The organism is Streptomyces sp. NPDC088733 (assembly GCF_044751185.1).
In the GTDB taxonomy this organism is placed as follows: domain Bacteria; phylum Actinomycetota; class Actinomycetes; order Streptomycetales; family Streptomycetaceae; genus Actinacidiphila.
Genome location: NZ_JBIVLH010000002.1, coordinates 317,105 through 338,981, shown reverse-complemented (window position 1 = coordinate 338,981; position 21,877 = coordinate 317,105). Strand labels below are relative to the sequence as shown.

Annotated in this window: 16 protein-coding genes and 1 riboswitch; of the genes, 8 read left to right on the top strand and 8 right to left on the bottom strand. The window is 72.7% G+C overall.

Going from position 1 to position 21,877, the window contains the following annotated elements:
- Nucleotides 1-56 precede the first annotated feature (56 nt).
- From ACIP64_RS04895 to ACIP64_RS04880, 4 genes are all read left to right on the top strand, one after another.
- On the top strand, nt 57-3,392 hold the full coding sequence (locus tag ACIP64_RS04895) for an FtsX-like permease family protein (protein WP_401581899.1): 3,336 nt from the start codon (nt 57-59) through the stop codon (nt 3,390-3,392).
- Between the two features lies 1 nt (nt 3,393).
- Nucleotides 3,394-6,165 (top strand): FtsX-like permease family protein, encoded by a 2,772-nt coding sequence (locus ACIP64_RS04890; RefSeq protein WP_401581897.1) that lies wholly within the window; start codon nt 3,394-3,396, stop codon nt 6,163-6,165.
- Nucleotides 6,162-7,151, top strand: coding sequence for an ABC transporter ATP-binding protein (locus ACIP64_RS04885; protein WP_401581895.1), 990 nt, complete (start codon nt 6,162-6,164; stop codon nt 7,149-7,151). The genes ACIP64_RS04890 and ACIP64_RS04885 overlap by 4 nt, the downstream gene beginning before the upstream one ends.
- A 72-nt stretch (nt 7,152-7,223) precedes the next feature.
- Nucleotides 7,224-8,579 (top strand): NAD(P)/FAD-dependent oxidoreductase, encoded by a 1,356-nt coding sequence (locus tag ACIP64_RS04880; RefSeq protein WP_401581893.1) that lies wholly within the window; start codon nt 7,224-7,226, stop codon nt 8,577-8,579.
- A gap of 87 nt (nt 8,580-8,666) precedes the next feature.
- Here the strand turns inward: ACIP64_RS04880 and ACIP64_RS04875 are convergent, their stop codons facing one another.
- Nucleotides 8,667-9,458, bottom strand: coding sequence for an RNA polymerase subunit sigma (locus tag ACIP64_RS04875; protein ID WP_401581890.1), 792 nt, complete (start codon nt 9,456-9,458; stop codon nt 8,667-8,669).
- A gap of 244 nt (nt 9,459-9,702) precedes the next feature.
- On the opposite strand from ACIP64_RS04875, the gene ACIP64_RS04870 reads away from it, so the two are divergent.
- Nucleotides 9,703-11,295 carry a cytochrome bc complex cytochrome b subunit gene (locus ACIP64_RS04870; RefSeq protein ID WP_401581887.1) on the top strand — a complete coding sequence of 531 codons (1,593 nt, stop codon included), beginning with the start codon at nt 9,703-9,705 and terminating at the stop codon, nt 11,293-11,295.
- Here the strand turns inward: ACIP64_RS04870 and thiE are convergent.
- The 7 genes from thiE to ACIP64_RS04835 all read right to left on the bottom strand — a co-directional run bounded on the left by thiE (nt 11,292) and on the right by ACIP64_RS04835 (nt 19,142).
- Nucleotides 11,292-11,957 carry a thiamine phosphate synthase gene (gene thiE, locus ACIP64_RS04865; RefSeq protein WP_401581885.1) on the bottom strand — a complete coding sequence of 222 codons (666 nt, stop codon included), beginning with the start codon at nt 11,955-11,957 and terminating at the stop codon, nt 11,292-11,294. The genes ACIP64_RS04870 and thiE overlap by 4 nt on opposite strands.
- Nucleotides 11,954-12,763, bottom strand: coding sequence for a hydroxyethylthiazole kinase (gene thiM / locus ACIP64_RS04860; protein ID WP_401581882.1), 810 nt, complete (start codon nt 12,761-12,763; stop codon nt 11,954-11,956). Before thiM ends, thiE begins: the two co-directional genes overlap by 4 nt.
- 39 nt (nt 12,764-12,802) lie before the next feature.
- Nucleotides 12,803-14,194, bottom strand: a complete 1,392-nt coding sequence (locus ACIP64_RS04855) for a purine-cytosine permease family protein (protein WP_401581880.1) — start codon at nt 14,192-14,194, stop codon at nt 12,803-12,805.
- Nucleotides 14,186-14,279, bottom strand: a riboswitch (TPP riboswitch). (Overlaps the previous gene by 9 nt.)
- A gap of 247 nt (nt 14,280-14,526) precedes the next feature.
- On the bottom strand, nt 14,527-15,273 hold the full coding sequence (locus tag ACIP64_RS04850; protein ID WP_401581877.1) for an SDR family oxidoreductase: 747 nt from the start codon (nt 15,271-15,273) through the stop codon (nt 14,527-14,529).
- 110 nt (nt 15,274-15,383) lie between these two features.
- Nucleotides 15,384-17,084: an L-aspartate oxidase gene (locus ACIP64_RS04845; RefSeq protein WP_401582388.1), complete on the bottom strand. Its 1,701-nt coding sequence runs from the start codon at nt 17,082-17,084 to the stop codon at nt 15,384-15,386.
- A 160-nt stretch (nt 17,085-17,244) separates the two neighbouring features.
- Nucleotides 17,245-18,477: an NAD(P)/FAD-dependent oxidoreductase gene (locus ACIP64_RS04840; protein WP_401581875.1), complete on the bottom strand. Its 1,233-nt coding sequence runs from the start codon at nt 18,475-18,477 to the stop codon at nt 17,245-17,247.
- A gap of 182 nt (nt 18,478-18,659) precedes the next feature.
- On the bottom strand, nt 18,660-19,142 hold the full coding sequence (locus ACIP64_RS04835; RefSeq protein ID WP_401581872.1) for a cupin domain-containing protein: 483 nt from the start codon (nt 19,140-19,142) through the stop codon (nt 18,660-18,662).
- Between the two features lie 303 nt (nt 19,143-19,445).
- Between ACIP64_RS04835 and ACIP64_RS04830 the strand changes: the two genes are divergently transcribed.
- The 3 genes from ACIP64_RS04830 (at nt 19,446) to ACIP64_RS04820 (ending at nt 21,820) form a co-directional block, all read left to right on the top strand.
- Complete coding sequence (locus ACIP64_RS04830; protein WP_401581869.1) at nt 19,446-19,892, top strand: cupin domain-containing protein; 447 nt, start codon at nt 19,446-19,448, stop codon at nt 19,890-19,892.
- A 196-nt stretch (nt 19,893-20,088) separates the two neighbouring features.
- Nucleotides 20,089-20,826 (top strand): SDR family oxidoreductase, encoded by a 738-nt coding sequence (locus ACIP64_RS04825; protein WP_401582386.1) that lies wholly within the window; start codon nt 20,089-20,091, stop codon nt 20,824-20,826.
- A 97-nt stretch (nt 20,827-20,923) separates the two neighbouring features.
- Nucleotides 20,924-21,820: an RNA polymerase sigma-70 factor gene (locus tag ACIP64_RS04820; protein WP_401581866.1), complete on the top strand. Its 897-nt coding sequence runs from the start codon at nt 20,924-20,926 to the stop codon at nt 21,818-21,820.
- Nucleotides 21,821-21,877: the final 57 nt, after the last annotated feature.

Below are 21,877 nucleotides of genomic sequence, written 5' to 3'. Positions count from 1 at the left end.
AGTGAACGGAGCCGATGTCGCTTCCGCGGTTGCGGAAGAACGAGGGTTGGGGACAGTTGCCGAGGTTTCTACTGCTGCGGCTGCGCGCCCACCGGCTGCTCCTGGGCGCCGCCCTGCTGTCGATCGTGCTCACCACGTGCACGGTGGCTGCACTCGCGGCCTTCGGCGCCTCGGTGGGGGACGCGGGACTGCGGCGCGCGCTCCAGGACCCGGCGTCCGGCCGGACACTCCTCGAGGTGACCGCGGACGCCGACGGCGGCGACCCCGCGGGCACGGACCGCGCGGTACGGAAGGCCGTGGCCCGAGCGTTCGACGGGCTGCCGGTGACGGTGGCCACGAGCACCCGCTCCAGCGCGTACGGTCTGCCGCCGGGCCTGCGCCGAGCGGGCTCGCCGCATACCGACGATCCGGACCTGACGGTCCTCGCCACCCTCGACCCGGCACGGGTGACCGTGGTCGGCGGGACGCTTCCCGGACCGCCGCCGGCGCAGGGGCCCGTTCCGGTGGCACTCCCCGAGACTGCGGCGACCGCGCTGAAGCTGCGTCCGGGCGACGAGGTCACGCTCACCGACCGGCTCGGTGGCGGGACCTTGAAGGTACGGCTCACCGGTACGTACCGGCCCAGCGACCCGGAGTCCTCGTACTGGCTGCTGGACCCGCTGGGCGGCCGGGGGACGCAGACGTTGTCGTTCACCACCTACGGGCCGATGTTCGTCGACCCGGCCGTCTTCGCGCAGGGCCGCGCCCGGGCGGGCGAGAAGGTCTGGCAGGGACGTGCGGATTTCGGCACCGTCACCGCCGGCAGCATGGACGGTCTCGGGCGGAGCGTCCGGCAGGCCGTGGCGCAGTCCGGGCATCTGACGCCGGACGGCGACGTCGTGGCCACCAGTGAACTGCCGGATCTGCTGGAGGCGTTGCACCGGTCCCTGTTCGTGACCCGTTCGACGCTGCTCGTCGTCGCGCTGCAACTGGGCCTGCTGGCCGGGCTCGCGCTGTCGCTCGTCGCCGGGCTGCTGTCGATCGAACGCTCCGCGGAGACCGCGTGGCTGCGCGCCCGCGGTGGTTCCCGGGGCCGCCTCGCCGGGCTCGCCGCGGCGGAGGCACTGCTGCTCGCGCTGCCCGCCGCGCTGCTGGCGCCGCTGCTGACCGGTCCACTCGTGCGGCTGCTCGCCACGCACGGGGCACTGGCCCGCGCCGGAGTTCCCTTGGAGGCTCCCGTGTCCACCGCTTGGTGGGCGGCCGCCCTGACGGCGCTGGCCTGCGCCTGCATCGTGCTGGCTCCGTCGCTGCGGCGCACCGGCACATACGGGGGCGAGCGCGCGGCGGGCGATCACGGCCGCCGGGGGGGCCTTCCCGGCGCCGTGAAGGCCGGTGCCGACATCGGCCTGCTGGCGGTGGCGGTGCTGGGGTACTGGCAGCTCTCACGCCGCGGCGGCGGATCGGGCGTGCTCACCGTCGACCGCGGCGGGGCCCTGGGTCTCGACCCGGTCCTGGTGCTCGCCCCGGCGCTGTGCCTGCTGGCGGGCGCGGTCCTCACGCTACGCCTCCTGCCACTGGCCGCCCGCCTCGGCGAGCGGCGTGCGGCCCGCGTGCGCGGCCTGGGGGCGGCGCTCGCCGGCTGGCAGCTCTCCCGGCGCGCGGGACGTGGGACCACGCCGGCGCTGCTGCTGGTCTTCGCCATGTCGATCGGCATCTTCGCGGTGGGGGAGAACGCGAGCTGGACGCGTTCGCAGAACGACCAGGCGGACTTCGCCGTGGGCGCGGACGTCCGTGTGATCGGAACGTCCACCCCCGCCTTCGGACAAGGAGCCGTGTACGACGACGTACCGGGCATCAGCCGCGTCACACCCGCCAACCGTTCGCTGGTACCGCTTCCGGGGGACCGGGAGGCGACCGCGCTCGCCGTGGACACCACGGCCGCGGCAGAGGTGATGCGGTTGCGCGAGGACCTCGCGGGCGAACCCCTGAAGCAACTGATCACGGGTCTGCGGCCCCAGCAGGACGCGGCCGCCCGAGACGAGGGGATCGTGCTGCCGGAGCGCGTGCCCCGACTGCGGCTGGCCATGAGTCTGGAGGCCCTGGACTCCCACGGCCGCGCGGTGACCGGCAGCACCGTCACCGACCGGATGACGGCGACCTTCGTCGACCGCTACGGCGCGCCCTACACCTTCGTCCTGGGGGACCTTCCCGCCGACGGGCGGCGGCACGTCTTGGAAGCGGACTTCGCCGCCGAGGCGGGCCGGACCCCTGGTGCCGGTCCCGCCGGGCCGTTGCGGCTCAGCGGTCTCAAGGCCGACTACACGGTTCCTCGCCGGGCCGAGCACCACCGGCTCTCCCTCACCGCGCTGACCGCCGTGGACGAGGACGGGGGCGCGAAAGCGGTACCCGTGTCCGGCGCCGGCACGTGGAGCGCCCACGCCCGCATCGACGCCCCGGACTTCAAGGATTCGCCGGCGGACGGCTACCTCAACTCCCGGGCGCAGACGCCGCACTCCGGTCCGGGCCCCTTGACGCTGGGCTACGACACCGGGGAGGAGCCCGTCGAGAACGGTTCGCACAGCGCCACGGTGGGTGTCCGGGCCGGCGCGCCGTTCAAGGGCGAGGTGCGCGCGGTGGCCACCGACGCGTTCCTGCGGGCCGTCGATGCCCACGTGGGTGACGCGGTGAGCGTCGAACTGCGCGGTGTGAAGACGACCGTTCGCGTCACTGGTGCCGTCCGTGCCCTGCCCACCACCGGCGACGCGTCGGCCGCCGGCGGGGGCGGCGCGCTGCTGCTGGACCTGCGGACCGTGAACCGTGCCCTGGCCGGGCAGGACGAGGGCGGGCTGCAGCCGGGCGAGTGGTGGATCGCCACCGATCCGGCTGCCGGTCCGCGCGTGGCGTCCGCGCTGCGCGCCCGGGGCGACATCACCTCCCTGCTCGTCCGCGAGGAGCAGCGGACCGAACTGCGCAGCGACCCGCTCGGCGCGGGCCCCTTGTCCGCGCTGCCCGCCGCGGTGGTCTCCGTGGCGGTGCTGGCCGCGGTCGGCTTCGCCGTCGCGGCGCTCGGCGCGACGCGGGAGCGGTCGCAGGAGGTCGCGATCCTGTCCGCACTGGGTGCCCCGCGGCGTTCACTGGCCCGGACGGTGGCTGTCGAGCAGGGCCTGCTGGTGCTTGTCGCGGTGGTGGTCGGGGCGGTGCTCGGCGACCTGCTGACCCGGCTGGTCGTCCCGCTGATCGTTCTGACCGCCGGGGCGGAGGCGCCCGTACCCGCGGTGCGGGTGGACTTGCCGACCGCTTCGCTCGTCCAAGTGCTCGCCGCCGTGGCCGTGCTGCCGCTGATCGTCGTCGCGCTGACGTCGCTGCGTTCGGCGGACTCCGCTCAGGCGCTGCGCCGTCAAGGAGGTGAGTGACGTGACCGGACAGACGATCCCGCGCGGTCGCGGCGACGTGTCCTGGATCCGCGCCCGGCTGCGGGCCGCCCCAGGCGGGACCGTGGCACTGGCCGCGCTGGTACTGGTGACGGCGTTCCTGGCCGCCGCCCTGCCCCGCGCCGTCGACGGGTACGAGAACGACGCACTGCGCGACACATTGCGGCAGGCCCCGCTGACCGGCCGCACGGTCACCGTGTCGCAGGACCTGTCGCGGCCGTCGGACGACGTCAAGGCACTTCTGACCCCGCGCTCACTGGCCTCGACCGAGTCGGCGTTCCAGCGGGTGGTCAGGCCACCGCTGGCGCTGGACTGGAAGCAGACCGTCTACGGCGTGCGCAACGCCGAGGCGATTCCGATGAGCGAACCCTGGTTGCCGCGTCCTACCGGGAGCCGGGACCCGCAGGCCACGCTGACCGCCCAGCGGGACCTCGCGCGGCACGCCCGGGTCATCACCGGACGGCTGCCCAAGGCCGGTGGCGAGGACGGCGTCGTCGAGGGGGTCATCACCGACCGCACCGCGAAAACCATGGGACTCGCCACCGGGGCACGGCTCCATCTGCCCACCACGACCAACTCCGATCTGTCGCTGCTGATCACCGGTGTCGTCCGGCCCCTGGACTCCGGCAGCACGTTCTGGAACGCCGAACCCGACCTGCGGGCGCCCAAGCTCGTCGCCGTTCCGGCGAGGTCGGGCGACGATCCGAAGCGCTACTGGCACTTCACCGCGCTCATCGACCCGGACGCCACGGCGAACCTGCTCGGTCTCCGCTACGGCGCGGCGGCGTACTGGCACCACGTGGCCGACGTCGACACCCTGGCCGCGCGCGACGTCTCCGGTGTCCGCGACCGGATCCTGGCGCTCAACTCGGGGCCGGACGCCACGAAGCTGCAGGCGCTGACCGGTCAGAGCGGGCTGACTGTCGACGAGGACGGACTCGCCGATCTGCTGACACCCTTCCTGGGGGAGCGTGACGCGGCACAGCCCCTCGTCGTCATCGCCGGGTTCGGTGTGGCCACCGTCGCCGCCGTCGTACTCCTGATGGCCGCCGGACTCCAGACCGCGCGGCGCCGGGCGGAGCTGGTGCTGCTGCGCGCCCGGGGCATCGCCCTTCCGGGCCTGGCAGCGCGCCTGTTCGGCGAGAGCGCGGTGGTCGCGGTGCCGTCGGCAGCCTTCGGACTGGGACTCGCGCTGCTCCTGCTGCCCACCGAACGCTGGGTGCCCGCGGCCCTGGCGGCGGCGGCCGTGGCGGCCACGGCCAGTGCCGGCCTGCCGCTCCGGGGCGTCATCGCCGCCCGCAGGCCACGCCTGGAACAGCGCGAGGACCTCGTCACGGCACGCCCCTCCCGGCGCCGCACCGTCGCCGAGCTGACGGTCGCCGTCGTCGTGGCCGGTGCGGTGGCCGCGCTGCGAGTGAGGGGCAGTGCGGACGGCGGCGCGGACGCGCTGACGGCCGCGGCTCCCGTCCTGGTCGCGGTGCTGGGAGCGCTGGTGCTCCTGCGCGTGTACCCGCTGCCCGTACGCCTCCTGGCCCGGCCCGCCGCACGCCTGAACAGCGCTGTACTCCACATTGGTGTGGCGCGCGCGGGCCGTGCCCCCTCCACCGCGGCGCTGCCCCTGCTGGCGGTCCTCGTCGCGCTCACCGTGGCGTCCTTCGGGGGCTCCGTCCTCGCGGGCGTCGCGGCGGGACGCGATCATGCGGCGATCGTGGACGTCGGCGCCGACGCGCGGGTACAGTCCTTCGACGCCCCCCTGCCGGCGGGGCTGGACGCCCGCGTCCGGCGGCTTCCCGGCGTACGCGACACTGCCGCTGTCCGGGTCGAGACAGGGCAGACCATGGTGGGGACCGGCACCACGTACGAGACGGTCATCGTGGATCCCGAGCGCTACGCACGACTCACCCGGTACATCGGTCTGGGCGGTCCGTTCGCGCCGGACGCGCTGCACGACGACGGGCGCGGCCCGGTCCCGATCGTCGCGTCACCGAAACTCGCGCGCGAACTCGGGAACGGCACGGCAACCGTCAATGCCGCCATGAGCACGGTCGCGGCCCGTGTGGTGGGTACCGAGACCGTGTCACCGGCCGCGTCCGGCAGCGAGTTCATCATCGTCTCCGAGGCCTCCGTGCGCCGGGTGCATCACGCCACGGACCCCGCGGACACCGGCGCGACGACACTGCTGATCACCGGTACCGGGGTTGACGGCGCCGCCCTGCGCTCGGTCGTCCGCGACGCGGCGCCCGGAGCGCAGGTCCTGCTGCGCTCCGAGGAACGGGACGCGTACGGGACCACCACGGCGCTCCAGTCCGGTGCCCGCGGTGTGTACCTGGCGGCGGTCGCGGCCGGCGCCGGTTACGCCGTGCTGGCACTGCTGCTGTCGTTGCTGCACAACGCACCGCAGCGGCGCGCACTGCTGGCCCGGCTGCGCACCATGGGCATGAGCAGCCGGCAGCGGCAGACCCTGGCCGTCCTGGAGATGCTGCCGCAGGTCCTGCTCGGAGCCGTCGGCGGCATCCTGGTCAGCGTCGCCACCGTGCCGCTGCTGCGGCCGGGCGTCGACCTGACGGCACTGGCCTTCAGCACCAGCACACCCGCCGCCGACGTCTCGGCGGCGGTACTGCGCACCGACCCCGCCTCACTGCTCCTGCCGTCGGCCGCGCTGATCGCGCTGGCCTGCGCGGTCCTGGCAGTGCAGGCATGGGCCACCGGACGGCGCGGCGAAGGAACGGAACTGCGGATCGGGGACCGATCATGAGCGACAGCACCACCCGGACCGGCGCCACCCCGGCGGGGGGCGGAGTGTCCCTGGCGGAGCTCGAACGGCGCGCCACGGCGCACCTGGAGCGCCCCGCCTACGGACAGGACGCCCTCATCGCCTGCGACCGCCTGGTGCGCATCTTCACCGCCCAGGGCGTCGAGGTGCAGGCCCTGCAGGGCCTGGACCTGCTGGTCGCACGCGGCGAACTGATGGCCCTGGTCGGCGCGTCGGGCTCCGGCAAGTCCACCCTGCTGAACATCCTGGCCGGACTGGACACCCCCACCGCGGGAGCGGCGACCGTCGCCGGTTTCGACCTGCTCGCCCTGGACGGCAAGGCCCGGCTGCGCTACCAGCGCGAAGTCGTCGGCTTCGTCTGGCAGCAGACGTCCCGCAACCTGCTGCCCTACCTCACCGCTCTGCAGAACGTCGTCCTGCCCATGCGCCTGGCCGGCGGCGTCAAGGGCCGTGCGGCCCGCGCCGCCCGCGCCGCCGAACTCCTCGAACTGGTCGGCGTCTCCCACTGCGCCGACCGCCGCCCCCAGCAGATGTCCGGCGGCGAGCAGCAACGCACCGCCATTGCCGTGGCCCTGGCCAACCACCCCGCCCTCGTCCTCGCCGACGAGCCCACGGGACAGCTCGACTCCGCCACCGCGGACCAGGTCTTCGGCGCCTTCCGCGCCGTCAACCAGGAGCTGGGCACGACCGTCGTCATCGTCACCCACGACCAGGCCGTCGCCCAGGCCGTCGACCGCACCGTCGCCATCCGCGACGGCCGTACCGCCTCCGAGGTCCTGCGCCGCACGACCGTCGACGACGAGGGCAACACCACCACCCACGCCCGCGAGTACGCCACCGTCGACCGGGCCGGCCGGCTCCAGCTGCCCCGCGACTTCACCACCGCGCTCGACATCCGCCGGCGCGTCCTGCTCGACCTCGAACCCGACCACATCGAAGTGCGCCCCGATCCCCACGACAACCCCTGACGGGTGCCCGCATGTCACATCACGCCGCTCTGCACGGTCTTCCTGGTGACGGACCGAAAAACAGAGGGAACCATGCGTGAGATCCTGATCGTCGGTGGTGGCTATGCGGGCTTTTACACCGCCTGGGGCCTTGAGAAGAAGGTGCGGGCCGGGGAAGCGAGGATCACGGTCGTCGACCCGCGCCCGTACATGACCTACCAGCCCTTCCTGCCGGAGGTCACCGCCGGCTCGGTCGAGGCGCGGCACGCCGCGGTGTCGCTGCGCCGGCACCTGCGCAAGAGCCGGCTGATCGCCGGGAGCGTGACCGAGATCCGCAGCGCGGACCGGACGGCCACCGTCCGGCCGGTGAACGGGGACGAGTTCGAGCTGCGCTACGACGTCCTCGTGGTCACCGCCGGCGCCGTGACCCGCACCTTCCCCGTACCGGGCCTGACGGAGCACGCCATCGGCCTGAAGCACGTCGAGGAAGCGGTGGCCATCCGCGACCGGCTGCTGACGGCGTTCGACCAGGCCGCGACCCTGCCGCCGGGTCCCGAGCGGCGCAAGCTGCTGACCGTCACCGTCGTGGGCGGCGGGTTCTCCGGGGTCGAGGGCTTCGGTGAACTGCTGTCCCTGGCGACCGCGATGCTCAAGGTGTACCCGGAACTCGCCTTCGACGAGCTGTCCTTCCACCTGGTCGAGGCACGGGACCGCATCCTGCCCGAGGTGACCGACAAGCCGGGCGCCTGGGTCGTGCGCTCCCTGGAACGCCGCGGCGCGCGCGTCCACCTGAACACGCAGCTCACCTCCGCCCAGGACGGCCATGTCGTGCTGTCCACCGGGGAGGAGTTCGACTCGGGACTGATCGTCTGGACCGCCGGCAACGCCTCCAACCCCGTGGTGCACAACCACACGGACCTGCCGATCGACGGGCGCGGCCTGATCGTCGTCCGCCCCGACCTGCGGGTGGGCACCGACAGCGACCCGCTGCCCGACGTGTGGGCGGCCGGGGACGACGCGGCCGTGCCCGACCTGGCGTCGCCCGTGCCGGGTGCCCGGACGGTGCCCAACGCCCAGCACGCGGTGCGGCAGGGCAGGCGCCTGGCGAAGAACATCCTCGCCGACCTGCGCGGCGGCACCGTCCGGGACTACCGGCACAGCAGCCTCGGAGTGGTGGCCACGCTCGGCCTGGGCCGGGGCATCTTCCAGTACAAGGGGATCGTCATCAAGGGACTCCTCGCCTGGCTGATGCACCGGGGCTATCACGTGCTGGCGGTGCCCACCTGGGAGCGGAAGGTCCGGGTGCTCGCCGTCTGGCTCACCGCGGCCGTCTTCGGCCGGGATCTCGTCTCGCTGGCCTCCGTGCAGCATCCGCGGGACGAGTTCGTCACGGGCAGCGATCCCCGGCGCGCCGGTGAGCGCCCGGCGGGCGACCGCACCACCGTCTGAGTGCCCCGCCGCCCGGCATTCCCGCGCACGCATCTGCCGGCCGTCCCGACGGCCGGCAGGTGCGTGTTGTCGTGCGTGCCACGGCCGTCAGGGGGCGGGGGACTCGTTCCAGGGGCGGAGCTTGTCGGGATTGAGGACGACCCACACTTGTCCGACGCGGCCGACCCGGTCACCGGTGAGACCGAGACTGATGACCGCGGCGACCTGGTGGTCGCAGCGCACCACGAGGCCGGTCCGCCCGCTCACGGGCTGGGCGCGCAGGGTGGTGCGCGGCCGTCTCGCCAGGAGCACCAGCAGGCTGCGCGCGACCTGCTCGCTCCCGTGCACGGGCCTCACCAGCGCCCTGACCTTGCCGCCGCCGTCGAAGACCGCCGTGGCGTCTGCGGCCAGCAAGGACGCGAGCAGTCCGGCGTCCTCTGCCGCGCAGGCTTCCCGTACGGCGGTGACGAGCGCGTCGTGGCGTACGGGTGACGCTGTGCGCGCACGCCACGACCGGAGCCACCGGCATGCGCGGGCGGCGGGTGCGAGGGACCCCGGACGCCCTTTCCCCACGACGTCCGCCACCGCGGCGGGCGCCGTCCCGAAGGCGTTGCCGCCCGCGAAGTCCGCCCGCTCGGTGTCCTGGGCGGGGTTCCCGCTCCGGCCGGGCAGGTCCTGCCGGGCCCGGCAGATACCGCCCGCGGTCGCCGCGAGCCAGGACCGCGGCGTCGCGATCTGCGCCCGTGCGGTGTCGGACAGCGCGTACCACCGGCGGTAGGTCTCCACGACGACGCCCTCCGCCTCGCCGTCGCTGCCCACCATCCGGTACGCGACGTCCAGCAGATGCCGGCGCTCGTCGAGCAACTCGGCGAGCGACACCGCCTCACCGGCAAAGTCCATCCCGCATCCTCCCTCGAGCACGGCACCACACAGCGCGGCCGCAGGCTCGACCCCGTCGAAGTACAGGAGGTCCGCTCACGAGTGCACGACGCACTCGCTCGCACTCTTCGGCTCTGAACATGAGACCGGGCAGGCCCGGATCCTGTGACGCGCCGCCCGCGCTCCGTCGTCCGATGTCACATTTGCGCCGTTGTTTCGGTCCTAGTGGTGACGGCATGGGTGATCCACGAATGGCGGTACGAAAATGGACAGCGACAGCCGGCCGGACGCAGCGCGACGAGATACCAGGGGGAACGCCTTCGCCGCATGGGCGAGGGGGCGGCTGGGGGTCAGCGGGCTCTTCCGCGAGACCAGACGCAAGGTGTTCCCGGACCACTGGTCCTTCATGCTGGGCGAGATATCCCTGTACAGCTTCCTGGTGCTCGTCCTCACGGGCGTGTACCTGATGCTGTACTTCCACCCGTCGATGGAGCAGGTGCCGTACCAGGGGAGCTACGCGCCGCTGCGCGGGCAGACGGTGTCGGAGGCGTACAACTCGACCCTGCACATCTCCTTCGACGTCCGCGGCGGACTGCTGATCCGCCAGGCCCACCACTGGGCGGCGCTGATCTTCGTCGCCAGTCTCTTCGCGCACCTGATGCGGATGTTCTTCACCGGCGCCTTCCGCAAGCCGCGGGAGCTCACCTGGGTGCTCTCCTTCCTGCTGCTGGTGCTCGGCATGTTCGAGGGACTGACGGGATACGACCTGCCGGACGACCTGCTCTCCGGGACCGGCCTCATGGTCGTGAACGGCACGATCCTGTCGATCCCGATCGTCGGCACCTATCTGTCGGTGTTCCTGTTCGGTGGCGAGTTCCCCGGGACCGAGCTGATCGCCCGCTTCCACACGATCCACGTGGTGGTGCTGCCCGCGATCATGACGACGCTGTTCGCCGGCCTGATCTTCCTGACGATCCGTCACAACCGTGCGCAGTTCCCGGGACCGGGGCGCACGGAGCGCAATGTCGTCGGCATCCCCTTCAAGTCGCTGGCCGTGCGGGCGGGCGGCTACTTCTTCCTGGTCGCCGGGATCATCCTGATCATCGCCTCGATCGCGCAGATCAACCCCGTCTGGCTGTACGGCCCGTACCGCCCCGACCAGGTCACGGCGGGGTCCCAGCCCGACTGGTACATGGGCGTGGCCGACGGGCTCCTGCGGGTCATGCCCGGCTGGGAGGTCGTCGTTTGGGGCCACACCCTCGCTCTGGACAACCTGATCCCGCTGGCGGTGGGCGGCGGTCTCTTCCTGGTCATGGGGGCCTACCCCTTCATCGAGGCCTGGGTCACCGACGACGACCGGGAACACCACCTCCTCGACCGGCCGCGGAACCGGCCGGTGCGGACGGCGCTCGGCGCGGCCTGGATCAGCGTGTACGCCGTGGCCCTGCTCGGTGCGGCCAACGACGTGCTGGCCACCCGCTTCCACGTCTCGGTCAACGCGGTGACATGGGCCGTGCGGATCGGGCTCTTCGTCGTCCCGTTCGCCGTCTACGCGGTCACGAAGCGCTGGGCGCTCGGTCTCCAACTCCGCGACCGCGACAAGGTGTTGCACGGACGCGAGACCGGAGTCATCAAGCGCATGCCGAACGGCGAGTACGTCGAGGTCCACGAGCCGCTCGACCCGGAACGGCTGCACACCCTGACCGACTACGAGCAGTACCGCCCGATTCCCGCCGGCGCGGGCGGCCCGGCCCGGCGCCTGCGGGCCAGGCTGAGCCGGGGTCTGTACGGCGAGGGCACGCAGATCCCCAAGCCCGTCGTACACGAGGCCCACGAGCACGAGGAGATCAGCGGCTAGACCGGCACTCCGCCCCAGGCGAGGGCGTAGGCGCGGGCCGAGGCGAGCGGGTCCTCGGCCGCGCAGATGCCGGACACGACCGCCGCCCCCGCCGCCCCGGCCGCACGCAGCCCCGGCAGGTCCGCCGGGGTCACGCCGCCGATGGCCACCGCGGGCAGCGGGCTGAGCCGGGCGAGGCGGGCGAAGCCGTCGAGGCCGAGCGAGGGTGGGGCGTCCGCCTTGGTGCGGGTCGCGTGGAGCGCGCCGATGCCGACGTGGTCGACACCCGCCGGATCCTGTGCCGCGGCGCGCAACTCGCCGGGGGTGGCGGCGCTGAGACCCAGGACCGCGTGCTCCCCGATGAGCCGGCGGACCGCGTCCGGCGGCAGGTCCGACTGGCCGATGTGGACGCCCGTCACCCGCACGCCCGCGAGGCGGGCGGCCAGGAACACGTCCACCCGGTCGTTGACGATCAGCGCCACGCGCTTCGGAAGGACCGCCGCCACCTCCGTGACCGTCCGCAGGAAGTCCCCGCCGTCCGCGTGCTTCTCGCGGATCTGCACCGCGGTGACGCCCCCCGCCACCGCGGCGGCGACGGTCTCGGCCACACCGCGGCCACGAGCCGCGCACTGGGCAGCGTCCGTGACCAGGTAGACCGACAGGTCGACCGGCGCCGGCGTCACGACAGCGCCGCCCGCTCCACGATGTCGGACTCCCGCAGCGCGGCGAGCGCGTCCAGGAATTCGACGGCGAAGCTGCCGGGCCCCGAGGCGGCCTTCGCGGCCGGCTCGGCGGCGACCGTGTACGCGGTGACCGCCGCCACCGTCGAGGCGAACGGGTCCTCACCCACCCCGGCGAAGGCCGCCATCACGGCGCCCAGCGCACAGCCGCCGCCGGTCACACGGGTCAGCAGGGCGTCGCCGTTGGCGACGCGGACCGTGCGCACGCCGTCGGTGACGAGGTCCACCGGCCCCGAGACGGCGACCACGCCGCCGGTCGCGGCGGCCAGGCGCCGCGCCGGCTCCTCTGCGGCCTCGACACCGTCGGAGGAGTCCACCCCGCGGCCGCCGCCGCCCGCGCCCGCCAGCGCGATGATCTCCGAGGCGTTGCCCCGTACGATCGTCGGCCGCAGCTCCAGGAGTTCACGCGCCAGCGCCGTACGCACCGGCAGCGCGCCGACGGCCACCGGGTCGAGCACCCACGGGGTGCCGGCCGAGGCCGCCGCCCGCGCGGCCTCGGTCATGGCGGCGCGCTGCTCGGCGTGCGGGGTGCCGAGGTTGATCAGGACCCCCGAGGCGATCCCGGCGAACGGTCCTGCCTCTCCGGGGATGTCGGCCATGGCGGGCGATGCGCCCAGCGCCAGCAGGACATTGGCGGTGAAGCCCGTCACCACCGCGTTGGTCAGGCACTGGACCAGCGGGGACTGCTCCCGGACGCGGGTGAGCGCCTGCGCGGCGAAGGCGATGTGGTCGGCGGACGACGGGGCCATGGGGTCGCTCCTTTGGGGGATGGACGGGGGTGTGGCGGCTCAGGCCCGCGCGCGGTGGCGCAGCCGCAGCGGCGCGTACACGGCGAGGGCCACCAGGAACGCCACGTAGTACGAGAGGTCGGCGCCGTGCAGGGCGTCCGCCACCGGGCCGACGTACAGGCTGGTGTCCATGAACGGAACGGCCGCGGCGAAGGCGGCGGCGAACGCGAGCACGGCCGGCAGCCCGGGCTGCGGACGGCCGGTCTCGGCGGCGAGGTCGATCTCCTCGCCGCCCCGCGCCCGTGCCCGGGCCAGCCAGTCGACGACGACGATCGCCACGAACCCCGGGATCCAGTAGCCCACGAACAGAAGGACGTTCTGGAAGCGGGCCGTGGTGTCGGCGGCGTGCATCCACAGCACCAGGGGGAAGCCGAGGGCGGCGGCCAAGGCGGCCGCCGCCGGGCGCGGTATGCGCACGCCGGCGGTCTGGAGGGCGAGCGATCCGCTGTAGTCGTTCATGGCGTTGCTGCACAGGGCCGCCAACGCCACGGCGAGCAGCCCGAACGCGCCCACCGCCCCGCCTCCCAGCAGATCGGCCACCCCGGCAGCGGTCTGGTCGGTCAGCACCGACGCGCCCCACAGCCCGAGCGCCTGGACGGCCACGAAGGACACCACCAGGCCCGCGGTGGTGAACCAGAACATGCGCGGGCGGGAGGTGGTGCGCGGCAGGTAGCGGCTGAAGTCGCTGGCGTAGGGGGCCCAGGACAGCGCGAGACTCAGCGCGATGGTGCTGGTCAGGACGAACGCGCCGCCCCGGTCGGCGCCGTGGGCGGAGCCCGTGGCCGCGGGGTGGACGCCGTCGAGCAGCCTCCAGGCGATCAGCGCGAACGCGGCGGCGAGCACGAAGGTCATGACGATCTGGAGCCGGTGGATGGCCTCGTAGCCGAGGACGCCGAGAGCGCCCTGGGCGAGCATCATCACCAGGACGCCGAGCCAGAACGGCAGTCCGCACAGCCGGGCCAGCGCGTCGCCGCCGAAGAGCCCGATCAGCGCGTCCCAGGCGACCGAGGACAGCCACTGCAGGATGCCGGGGAGCGCGACGGCCCGGCCGAAGGCGAGCCGAGCCAGCGGCAACTGCCCCGCGCCGGTCCGGCTTCCCCAGGTGCCGAGGTACGCGGTGGGGATCGCGCCGATCACGGTGCCGAGAACGACGGCCGCGAGCGCCGTGGCGAAGTCCAGCCCGAGGGCGATGCCGATGGTGCCGGTGAACACGCCGGTCATGGTGAGGTTGGGAGCGAACCACACGGTGAACAGCCGCCCCGGGCCGCCGTAGCGGTTGGTCTCGGGGACCGGTTGTATGCCGTGCGCCTCGATGCGGAGATCGCCCGCTGCCGCCGGCATACGGCCGTCGAAGACGGTCTGCCGGCCGTCGGAAACATGCGTCAAAGGCATGGAAGACATCCCTCCGCCAGTGCGAACTGGTTCAGGTTCGACGGGTGTGATCTCAGCCCTCGGTGGGGCACCCCGTGTCCGGTACGACGGACAGACTAACCCGATCCCGCTGCTCAGCGCGTCGACAGGAGGGCACGGCATCAGCACGGCCCGCGGGCAACACGGTCAAATGCTGCCAAACGCGGGCTGTATGGATCTTCCTCAAAGGGCGTGGGACGGCTCGGGCCGCACCGCGCAGATGTCGAGCAGGTGCCGCCGGGTCGTGTGCGCCCGGTCGCGCTCCGCATGGCGGTGGCCCCTGCCCCCCGGCGGGCAGGGGCCATCCGCGGGCGTCACTTCTGCAGCGCCAGCCAGTCGGCGAAGCGGGTCGCGCCGAGCTGCGCGCTCCCGAGCGGCACGAGCGAGCTCTCTTCCAGCTCGGACCCCCAGTAGGGGGCGTGCGGGTCCGCGACGACCGTACGGGGGTCGTTCGAGGCGGCGAGCGCGTCCCGGATGAGCTCGTCGAACCGGAAGGCGTCGGGGCCGGCGATCTCCAGCGTTCCGTCGAGGGGGGCGCCGGCCGCGGTGCGGGCGACGGCGAGGGCCACGTCGTCGGAGTGGATGGGCTGGAACTTGACGGGAGCGATGCGCACCGTGTCGCCCTCGGTGGCCGAGTCCGCGATCCCGTTCGTGAACTCGAAGAACTGCGTGGCGTGGACGATGGAGTACGGCAGGCCCGACGCCTTGATCAGCTCCTCCTGGGCCAGCTTGGCGCTGAAGTAGCCGTTCTCCGGGAGCCGGTCCGTGCCGACGATGGAGAGCGCGACGTAGTGGGTGGCACCGGCCTCCGCGGCCGCCTTGAGCAGGTTGGTCGTGCCGGTGCGGAAGAAGTGCATCACGGCCTCGTTCTCGAACGAGGGCGAGTTGGAGACGTCGACGACGACCCGCGCGCCTTGGAGCACCTCGGCGACGCCCTCTCCCGTCAGGGTGTTGACGCCCGTGTTGGGCGAGGCGGCGACGGCCTCGTGCCCGTGGTCGCTGAGGTTGCGGACGACCTTCGAGCCGATGAGCCCGGTTCCGCCGATGACGACGACCTTCATGGGAGCTTCCTCTCGGAGAGTTTCGTGCGTACGGAGAAAATGACCGGGCGGGGACCCCGCCTGTGACAGGCGCCCGGCGGGCTCGCGCGCCAATGCGCGCGAGCCGGGCGTCACTCGGCGAGCTTCCCCTCGGTGGAGACGTCCTCCATCAGGGCGGAGATCTCCTCGGGGACGGGCGGGATGCTCTCGCGGGTGATCCCCGTCGTCGGGGACCAGACGAGGTTCACCTGGAACGCGGGGTCCAGGTCCGGGTAGTCGCTGCGGTTGTGGCAGCCACGGGTCTCGCGGCGTTCGAGCGCCGATTCGAGTGTGGCCCGCGCCGCCAGCGCCGCCGCCTTGAGGTCGAAGGCGTGCGCCAGGTCCTGGAAGCCGGCGATGTCGGGGTGGACGCCGATGTCCGCCATCCGCTTCTCGATCGCGGTGAGTTCCTCCAGCCCGGTCAGCAGCCCCTGTTCGTCGCGGACGACTCCCGCGTGCTCGGTCATGGTGTTGCGGATGGCGCGCTGGAGGGCGCGGACGTTCTCGTGGCCGTCGGCCGCGAGGAGGTCGTCGACCTCTGCCCGGGCGTGCGCCACGGCGGACGCCGACCGCGGCTGCGAGGTCAGCGACTGGGAGTAGGCGGCGGCCGCCTGTCCGGTGAGACGGCCGAAGACCAGCAGCTCGATGAGGCTGTTGCCGCCCAGCCGGTTGGCGCCGTGCAGGCCGCTGGAGGCCTCGCCGATGGCGTACAGGCCGCGGACGTCCGTGCTGTGGTCCTCGGGCCGGACCCAGACACCGCCCATCGAGTAGTGGGCTGTGGGCGCGATCTCGATGGGCTCGCGGGTGATGTCCAGCATCTGCAGGTCCAGCAGGGTCTGGTAGACCCGGGGGAGCCGCGTCATGATCGTCTGCCGCGGCAGGTGCGAGACGTCCAGCCACACGCCGCCCTTGGGCGTGCCGCGCCCTTCCTTGATCTCCGTGTAGGAGGCCAGCGCCACCCGGTCGCGCGTGGACAGCTCCATGCGCTCGGGGTCGTAGCGGCTCATGAAGCGCTCGCCGAGCGCGTTGCGGAGGATGCCGCCCTCGCCGCGCGCCGCCTCGCTGACGAGCGTTCCGGCCGCGTTCTCCGGTTCGATGATGCCGGAGGGGTGGAACTGCACCAGCTCCGCGTCGCGGAGGCGGGCTCCGGCCTCCACGGCCAGGCGGAACGAGTCGCCGGTGTTCTCGTCGCGCCGCGAGGACGTACGCCGCCAGATGCGCGTGTGGCCGCCTGCCGCGAGGATGACGGCGTCGGCGTGGATGAGGTAGCGCTTCCCGGTGGCGACGTCGAAGCCGTAGGCGCCGAAGACGGCGCCCTCGTGCACCAGGAGCCGGGTGATGTAGACACCGTCGAGCACCGGTATGCCGAGCTGGTCCGCGCGCCTGATCAGCGTGCGCTGGATCTCCAGACCGGTGTAGTCCCCGGCGAACGCGGTGCGCCGGAACTTGTGCGCGCCGAAGAAGCGCTGCGAGATCCGGCCGTCCTCCTCGCGGGCGAACGCCATGCCGTACCGCTCGAGGTCGTCGATGCCCAGGGCGGCACCGTGGGTGACGGTGCGCACGGTGCGCGGATCGGCGAGCAGATAGCTCTCCTTGAGGGTGTCGGCGGCGTGCTGCTGCCAGCTGTCCTCGGGGTCCATCGTGGCGAGCGCCGCGTTGATGCCTCCGGCGGCGAGTGCCGTGTGGGCGTCCTCCTTGGGTCGTTTGCCGACGGCGAGGACGTCGACACCGGCCTCGGCCAGTTCGATCGCCGCCCGCAGTCCCGCTCCTCCGGTGCCGATCACCAGCACCATGGTGGAGATGCGCTGTTCAGTGAGTGCCACGGTCCGCTCCGATCGCCTTGGTTGTCACTCATTACGACCGGGCGCTTCGGGCAGGTGTGACACGGCGTCGCCGCCGGCAGCGCGGTGGGCGGGGGACGGCCGCTGCCGTCCCCCGCCCACGTGGCGGACGTCAGGGAGCGACGCTGTCCAGGGGGACGTCCGGGTCGGCCAGGCGCGCGGCGTCGACGTCGGCGCGAGAGGTGATCAGGGCCTTGATCGGCTCGACCACGTCCCACACGTTGACGTTCATGCCCGCCAGCACCCGGTTCCCGGACATCCAGAAGGCGATGAACTCCCGCGCGGCGCGGTCCCCCCGGAAGACGACGCGGTCGTAGCCGCCGGGCTCGGTCCAGCCGGTGTACTCCATGCCGAGGTCGTACTGGTCGGTGTAGAAGTACGGCAGCCGGTCGTAGACGGCGTCCTTGCCGAGCATGCCCTGCGCGGCGGTGTCCGGCTGGTTCAGCGCGTTGGCCCAGTGCTCGACGCGGATGTGGCGGTCGAGGAACGGGTGGTGCGCGTTGGCGACGTCGCCCGCGGCGTACACGTCGGGCACCGAGGTCCGCAGGTGCGCGTCGGTGACGACACCGTTCCGCACGTCCAGCCCGGCCTCCTCGGCGAGCCGGACGTTGGGCGCGGCGCCGACACCGACGACCACCGCGTCGGCGGGCAGGTGGGTGCCGTCGGCGAGCCGGACGCCGTCGGCACGGCCGTCCGTGCCGGTGATGCGCTCCACCTGCGCGTCGGGGTGCAGCACCACGCCGTGCTCGGTGTGGAGCGCGGCGAACACCTCCGCGGCCTCACGGCCCAGGACCTTGAGCAGCGGCAGCTCCGAGTGCTCCACCACCGTCACCTCCGCGCCGGCCAGCCGGGCCGCCGCCGCGGTCTCCATGCCGATCCACCCCGCGCCGATGACGACGATCCTGGCCCCCGGGGTGAACGCGGCCTTGAGCCGGTCGCTGTCACCCACGCGGCGCAGGTAGAGCACGTTGTCCTGCTCGGCTCCGGGAACCGTCAGGCGGCGCGGGGACGAGCCGGTGGCCAGCAGCAGCTTGGTGTACGGCAGGCGCCGTCCGCCGTCGAGCTCCACCTCCCGGGCCGCCGGGTCGAGCGCGCGCGCCGTGGTGCCCAGGAGCAGTTCGACGTCGTGTTCCGCGTACCAGCCGTCGGGGTGCACGTAGAGGGAGTCGCGTGCCTCCTTGCCGAGCAGGTAGCCCTTGGAGAGCGGCGGCCGGATGTAGGGCTTCTCCTGCTCGTCGGCGACGACCACGAGCCGGCCGTCGTGGCCGTGCTGCCGCAAGGCCTCCACCGCCTTGCCGGCGGCGAGGCCGCCGCCGACGACCACGAAAGTGTTGTCAGGGGACACGATGTGCCTCATCTCGGGAATCTCGGAATCTCATGTGCCGCGTGGTGCGCGCCGCGCGCCACCCCGGTCATACCACCGGCGGTGGGGGGGACGCGCGATGACGTACGGGCGGCACCGCGCGCCGTCGGCCGGCCCGCCGGGGACGGGAGCCGAACGCCCGTCCGCCGGCGGGACGGGCCCGGTTACTCCACGAAGTACGAGTCGTGCTCGTCGAGGAACCGGGCGCGCTCCTCGTCCGTGGCGTGGGCCAGGTGGGACAGCCCCTCGAAGTACTTCTCACGCGGTGCGCCCGGTGCGAAGAGCAGCAGCATCTGGGCCGGCGCGTCGGAGTCGTTGCGGTACGCGTGCAGCCCGCCCTGCGGCACGTGCAGGAAGTCGCCCTGCCGGGCCTCGACCCACTTCTCGCCGTTGAACAGGCGCACGGTCCCGTCCAGGATGAAGAACGACTCCGAGATGGACCGGTGGAAATGCGTCTTGGGGCCGCCGGCCCGCGGACTCATCTCGACCCGGTAGAGCCCGAACTCGCCCCGTGTCGTGGCCGTGGTCGCCAGGTAGTGGAAGGCGTCCTTGCCCGCCTCGCCGAGGTCCGGTCCCGTGCTCTCCGGACGGAAGCGTGCGCTGACCTCGCCGCCCTCACCCAAGTACACCTGCTTCGGGTACGACATGCAGACCATCCCCTCTGTGTGTGGCACAACGTCGCGTCGAAAGGCATGTCCGAGCCCCCCGACGCACGACAGACCGGGTGCGACCGCGGTGTGTGACACGTCGCGCCGCCGCGGAGCGGGTTTCTCGCCGGGGCCTGTCACAAAAGCGGTTTGTCCCCGGTCGTACCTCTGCAGGAGTCATGCAAGCCTGGGACGGACGAGTACGGCCACCGCGGAAGGCGGCCGCCGGCGCTCCCGCTCGACGGGCGGGCGGTCCGACGTCATTCGGCCGATTTCCGGGCCGGTCTACGGAGGTGCAGCGCAATGTCGGACAAGGAAGTAGCGGGCACGGTCGGCGAGCAGCCGCAGTCCGGGACGTGGCGGACAGCGATCACGATGCTCCAGGACGTCACGCCGCCCCACATCCCGGAAGGGGCCTCGGGGATGACCATCCTGGTCGAGTGGCCGCCCGGGGACCCGGGGACCCCGCCGCACCGCCACACGGGCCCGGCCTTCGGGTACGTGATCGAGGGCGCGGTGCGCTTCGAACTGGAAGGCGAGCCGGAACGCGTCGTCAGGGCCGGTGAGACCTTCTGGGAGCCGGGCGGGGACGTGATCCACTACCAGGACGGCAACGCCCTCACGGACGCGCGGACCCGGTTCGTCGTGACCATGCTCTGCGAGCCGGGCCGCCCGATGCTCACGCTGGTCGAGCCGGAGGAACTGGCGCAGCGGACCCACCTGAGGGCGCCGCGTCCCGCCGGGAGCTGACCCGCGCTCCGGCGGCGCGGCGGTCACCCCGCGGGAGGCGCGGACGGCGGCGCATGTATTTTTGACATCGAACATCCAGGATATGTAACGTCCTGAATAGTTCAACGCATGCTGCCCGGGCGGGCCGACTTCCCCGGGGGTAACTTCGGTGCCGTAGGGGCATAACGGACATAACTATCGAAAGATGGGTCGTGCCATGAAGGTCGCGGTCGTCGGTGGCACCGGGCTGATCGGGTCGCAGGTCGTCGAGAAGCTCAACGGCGCAGGTCACGAAGCGGTCCCGCACTCCCTGTCGACGGGGGTGGACCTCCTGACCGGCAAGGGCGTCGACGAGGCGGTGACCGGCGCCGACGTCGTGGTCAACCTGACGAACTCGCCGACCTTCGACGAGGCCTCGGCGGCCTTCTTCCGGACGTCGATGGACAACCTCGTCGGCGCGAGCGAGCAGGCCGGCGTCGGCCACTTCGTCATCCTGTCCATCGTCGGTGTGGACCGGGTGCCCGACCTGGACTACTACCGGGCCAAGGTGCTCCAGGAGGAGATCCTCAAGGCCGGCTCCGTGCCGTTCTCCATCGTGCGTGCCACGCAGTTCATGGAGTTCATGGAGGCGACCATGTCGTGGACGACCGACGGCGACACCGTCCGGCTGCCGGAGACGCCGATCCAGCCGATCGCCGCCGCGGACGTCGCCACCGCCGTCGCCGACGTCGCCGTCGGCAGTCCGCTCGGCGGTGTCGTCAACGTCGTCGGCCCCGACGTCTACCCCCTCGCCGAGATCGGCCGGATGGCCATCGCCGCCAAGGGCGACGGGCGTTCCGTCGTGCCCGACGACACCGCCGGCATGTTCGCCGTCGTCCGCGGCGACGCCCTCACCGCCCGGGAGGGTGCCCGCGTCGCCCCCACGCACTACACCGACTGGCTGTCCCGGGCCTGAGGCGGCCCGGCGCGGTACGCGGCAGGGATCCGTACGGATCGGTGAGCTGCCACCGGCCCTCGGTGGCACCTTGCCGAGCAGGGAGAACAGGCAAGGAATGCCGTCGAAGAACACACCAGCGGAAGGCTCTGACACTCTCCAGGAGGCGGAGGAGGCCTTCCGTGACGCCCGCGGCACCATGTTCGGTATCGCCTATCGGATCCTCGGCAGCGCCAGCGAGGCGGAGGACGTCATCCAGGAGGCCTGGATCCGCTGGCAGACCTACGACCGTTCGAAGGTGAAGAACGCGCAGGCGTTCCTCGCGACCACCGTGACCCGGCTCGCGATCAACGTGCTGCAGTCGGCCAGGGTGCGCCGCGAGACCTACGTCGGCCCGTGGCTGCCGGAGCCGGTCGACACCGAGAGCGACCCCGCGCTGGGGGCGGTCAACGGGGAGGCGCTGGAAGTCGCGGTCCTCATGTTGCTGGAGAGGCTCACACCGACCGAGCGCGCGGCCTATGTGCTGCGCGAGGCGTTCGACTACCCGTACCAGCAGATCGCGGAGATCATCGACCAGACGCAGGCCAACGCGCGGCAGTTGGTGAGCCGGGCGCGCAAGCACCTCGCCACCGAGAAGCGCGCGCGGGTGGCGACGGCCGAGCACCGCCGGTTCCTGACGGCGTTCGTCGCGGCCGCGCAGTCGGGGAACATCACCGCGCTGGAGAAGCTGTTCGCGGCGGACGTCATCTCGTACTCCGACGGCGGAGGCGTCGTCCGGGCGTCGAAGTTCCCCGTCGTGGGCCGTCAGCGTGTGGCGAAGTACTACCACGCCTTCTCCGAGCGCTTCTGGACCGGTGTCACGGTGGAACCGGCCGAGATCAACGGCCTGCCCGCGGTCCGTCTCTCCCACGAGGGGGCCGTGTTCGCCGTCCTGTCGCTGCGCGTCACCCCGGACGGCATCGACCGGCTGCTGTGGTCGATGAACCCGTCGAAGCTGGCCGCCGTGGCCGCCTGAGCCGGCGGGACCCCGGGCGCGGGGCACGGGGAAGGGCGGGCCGGTCCCGGAGGACCG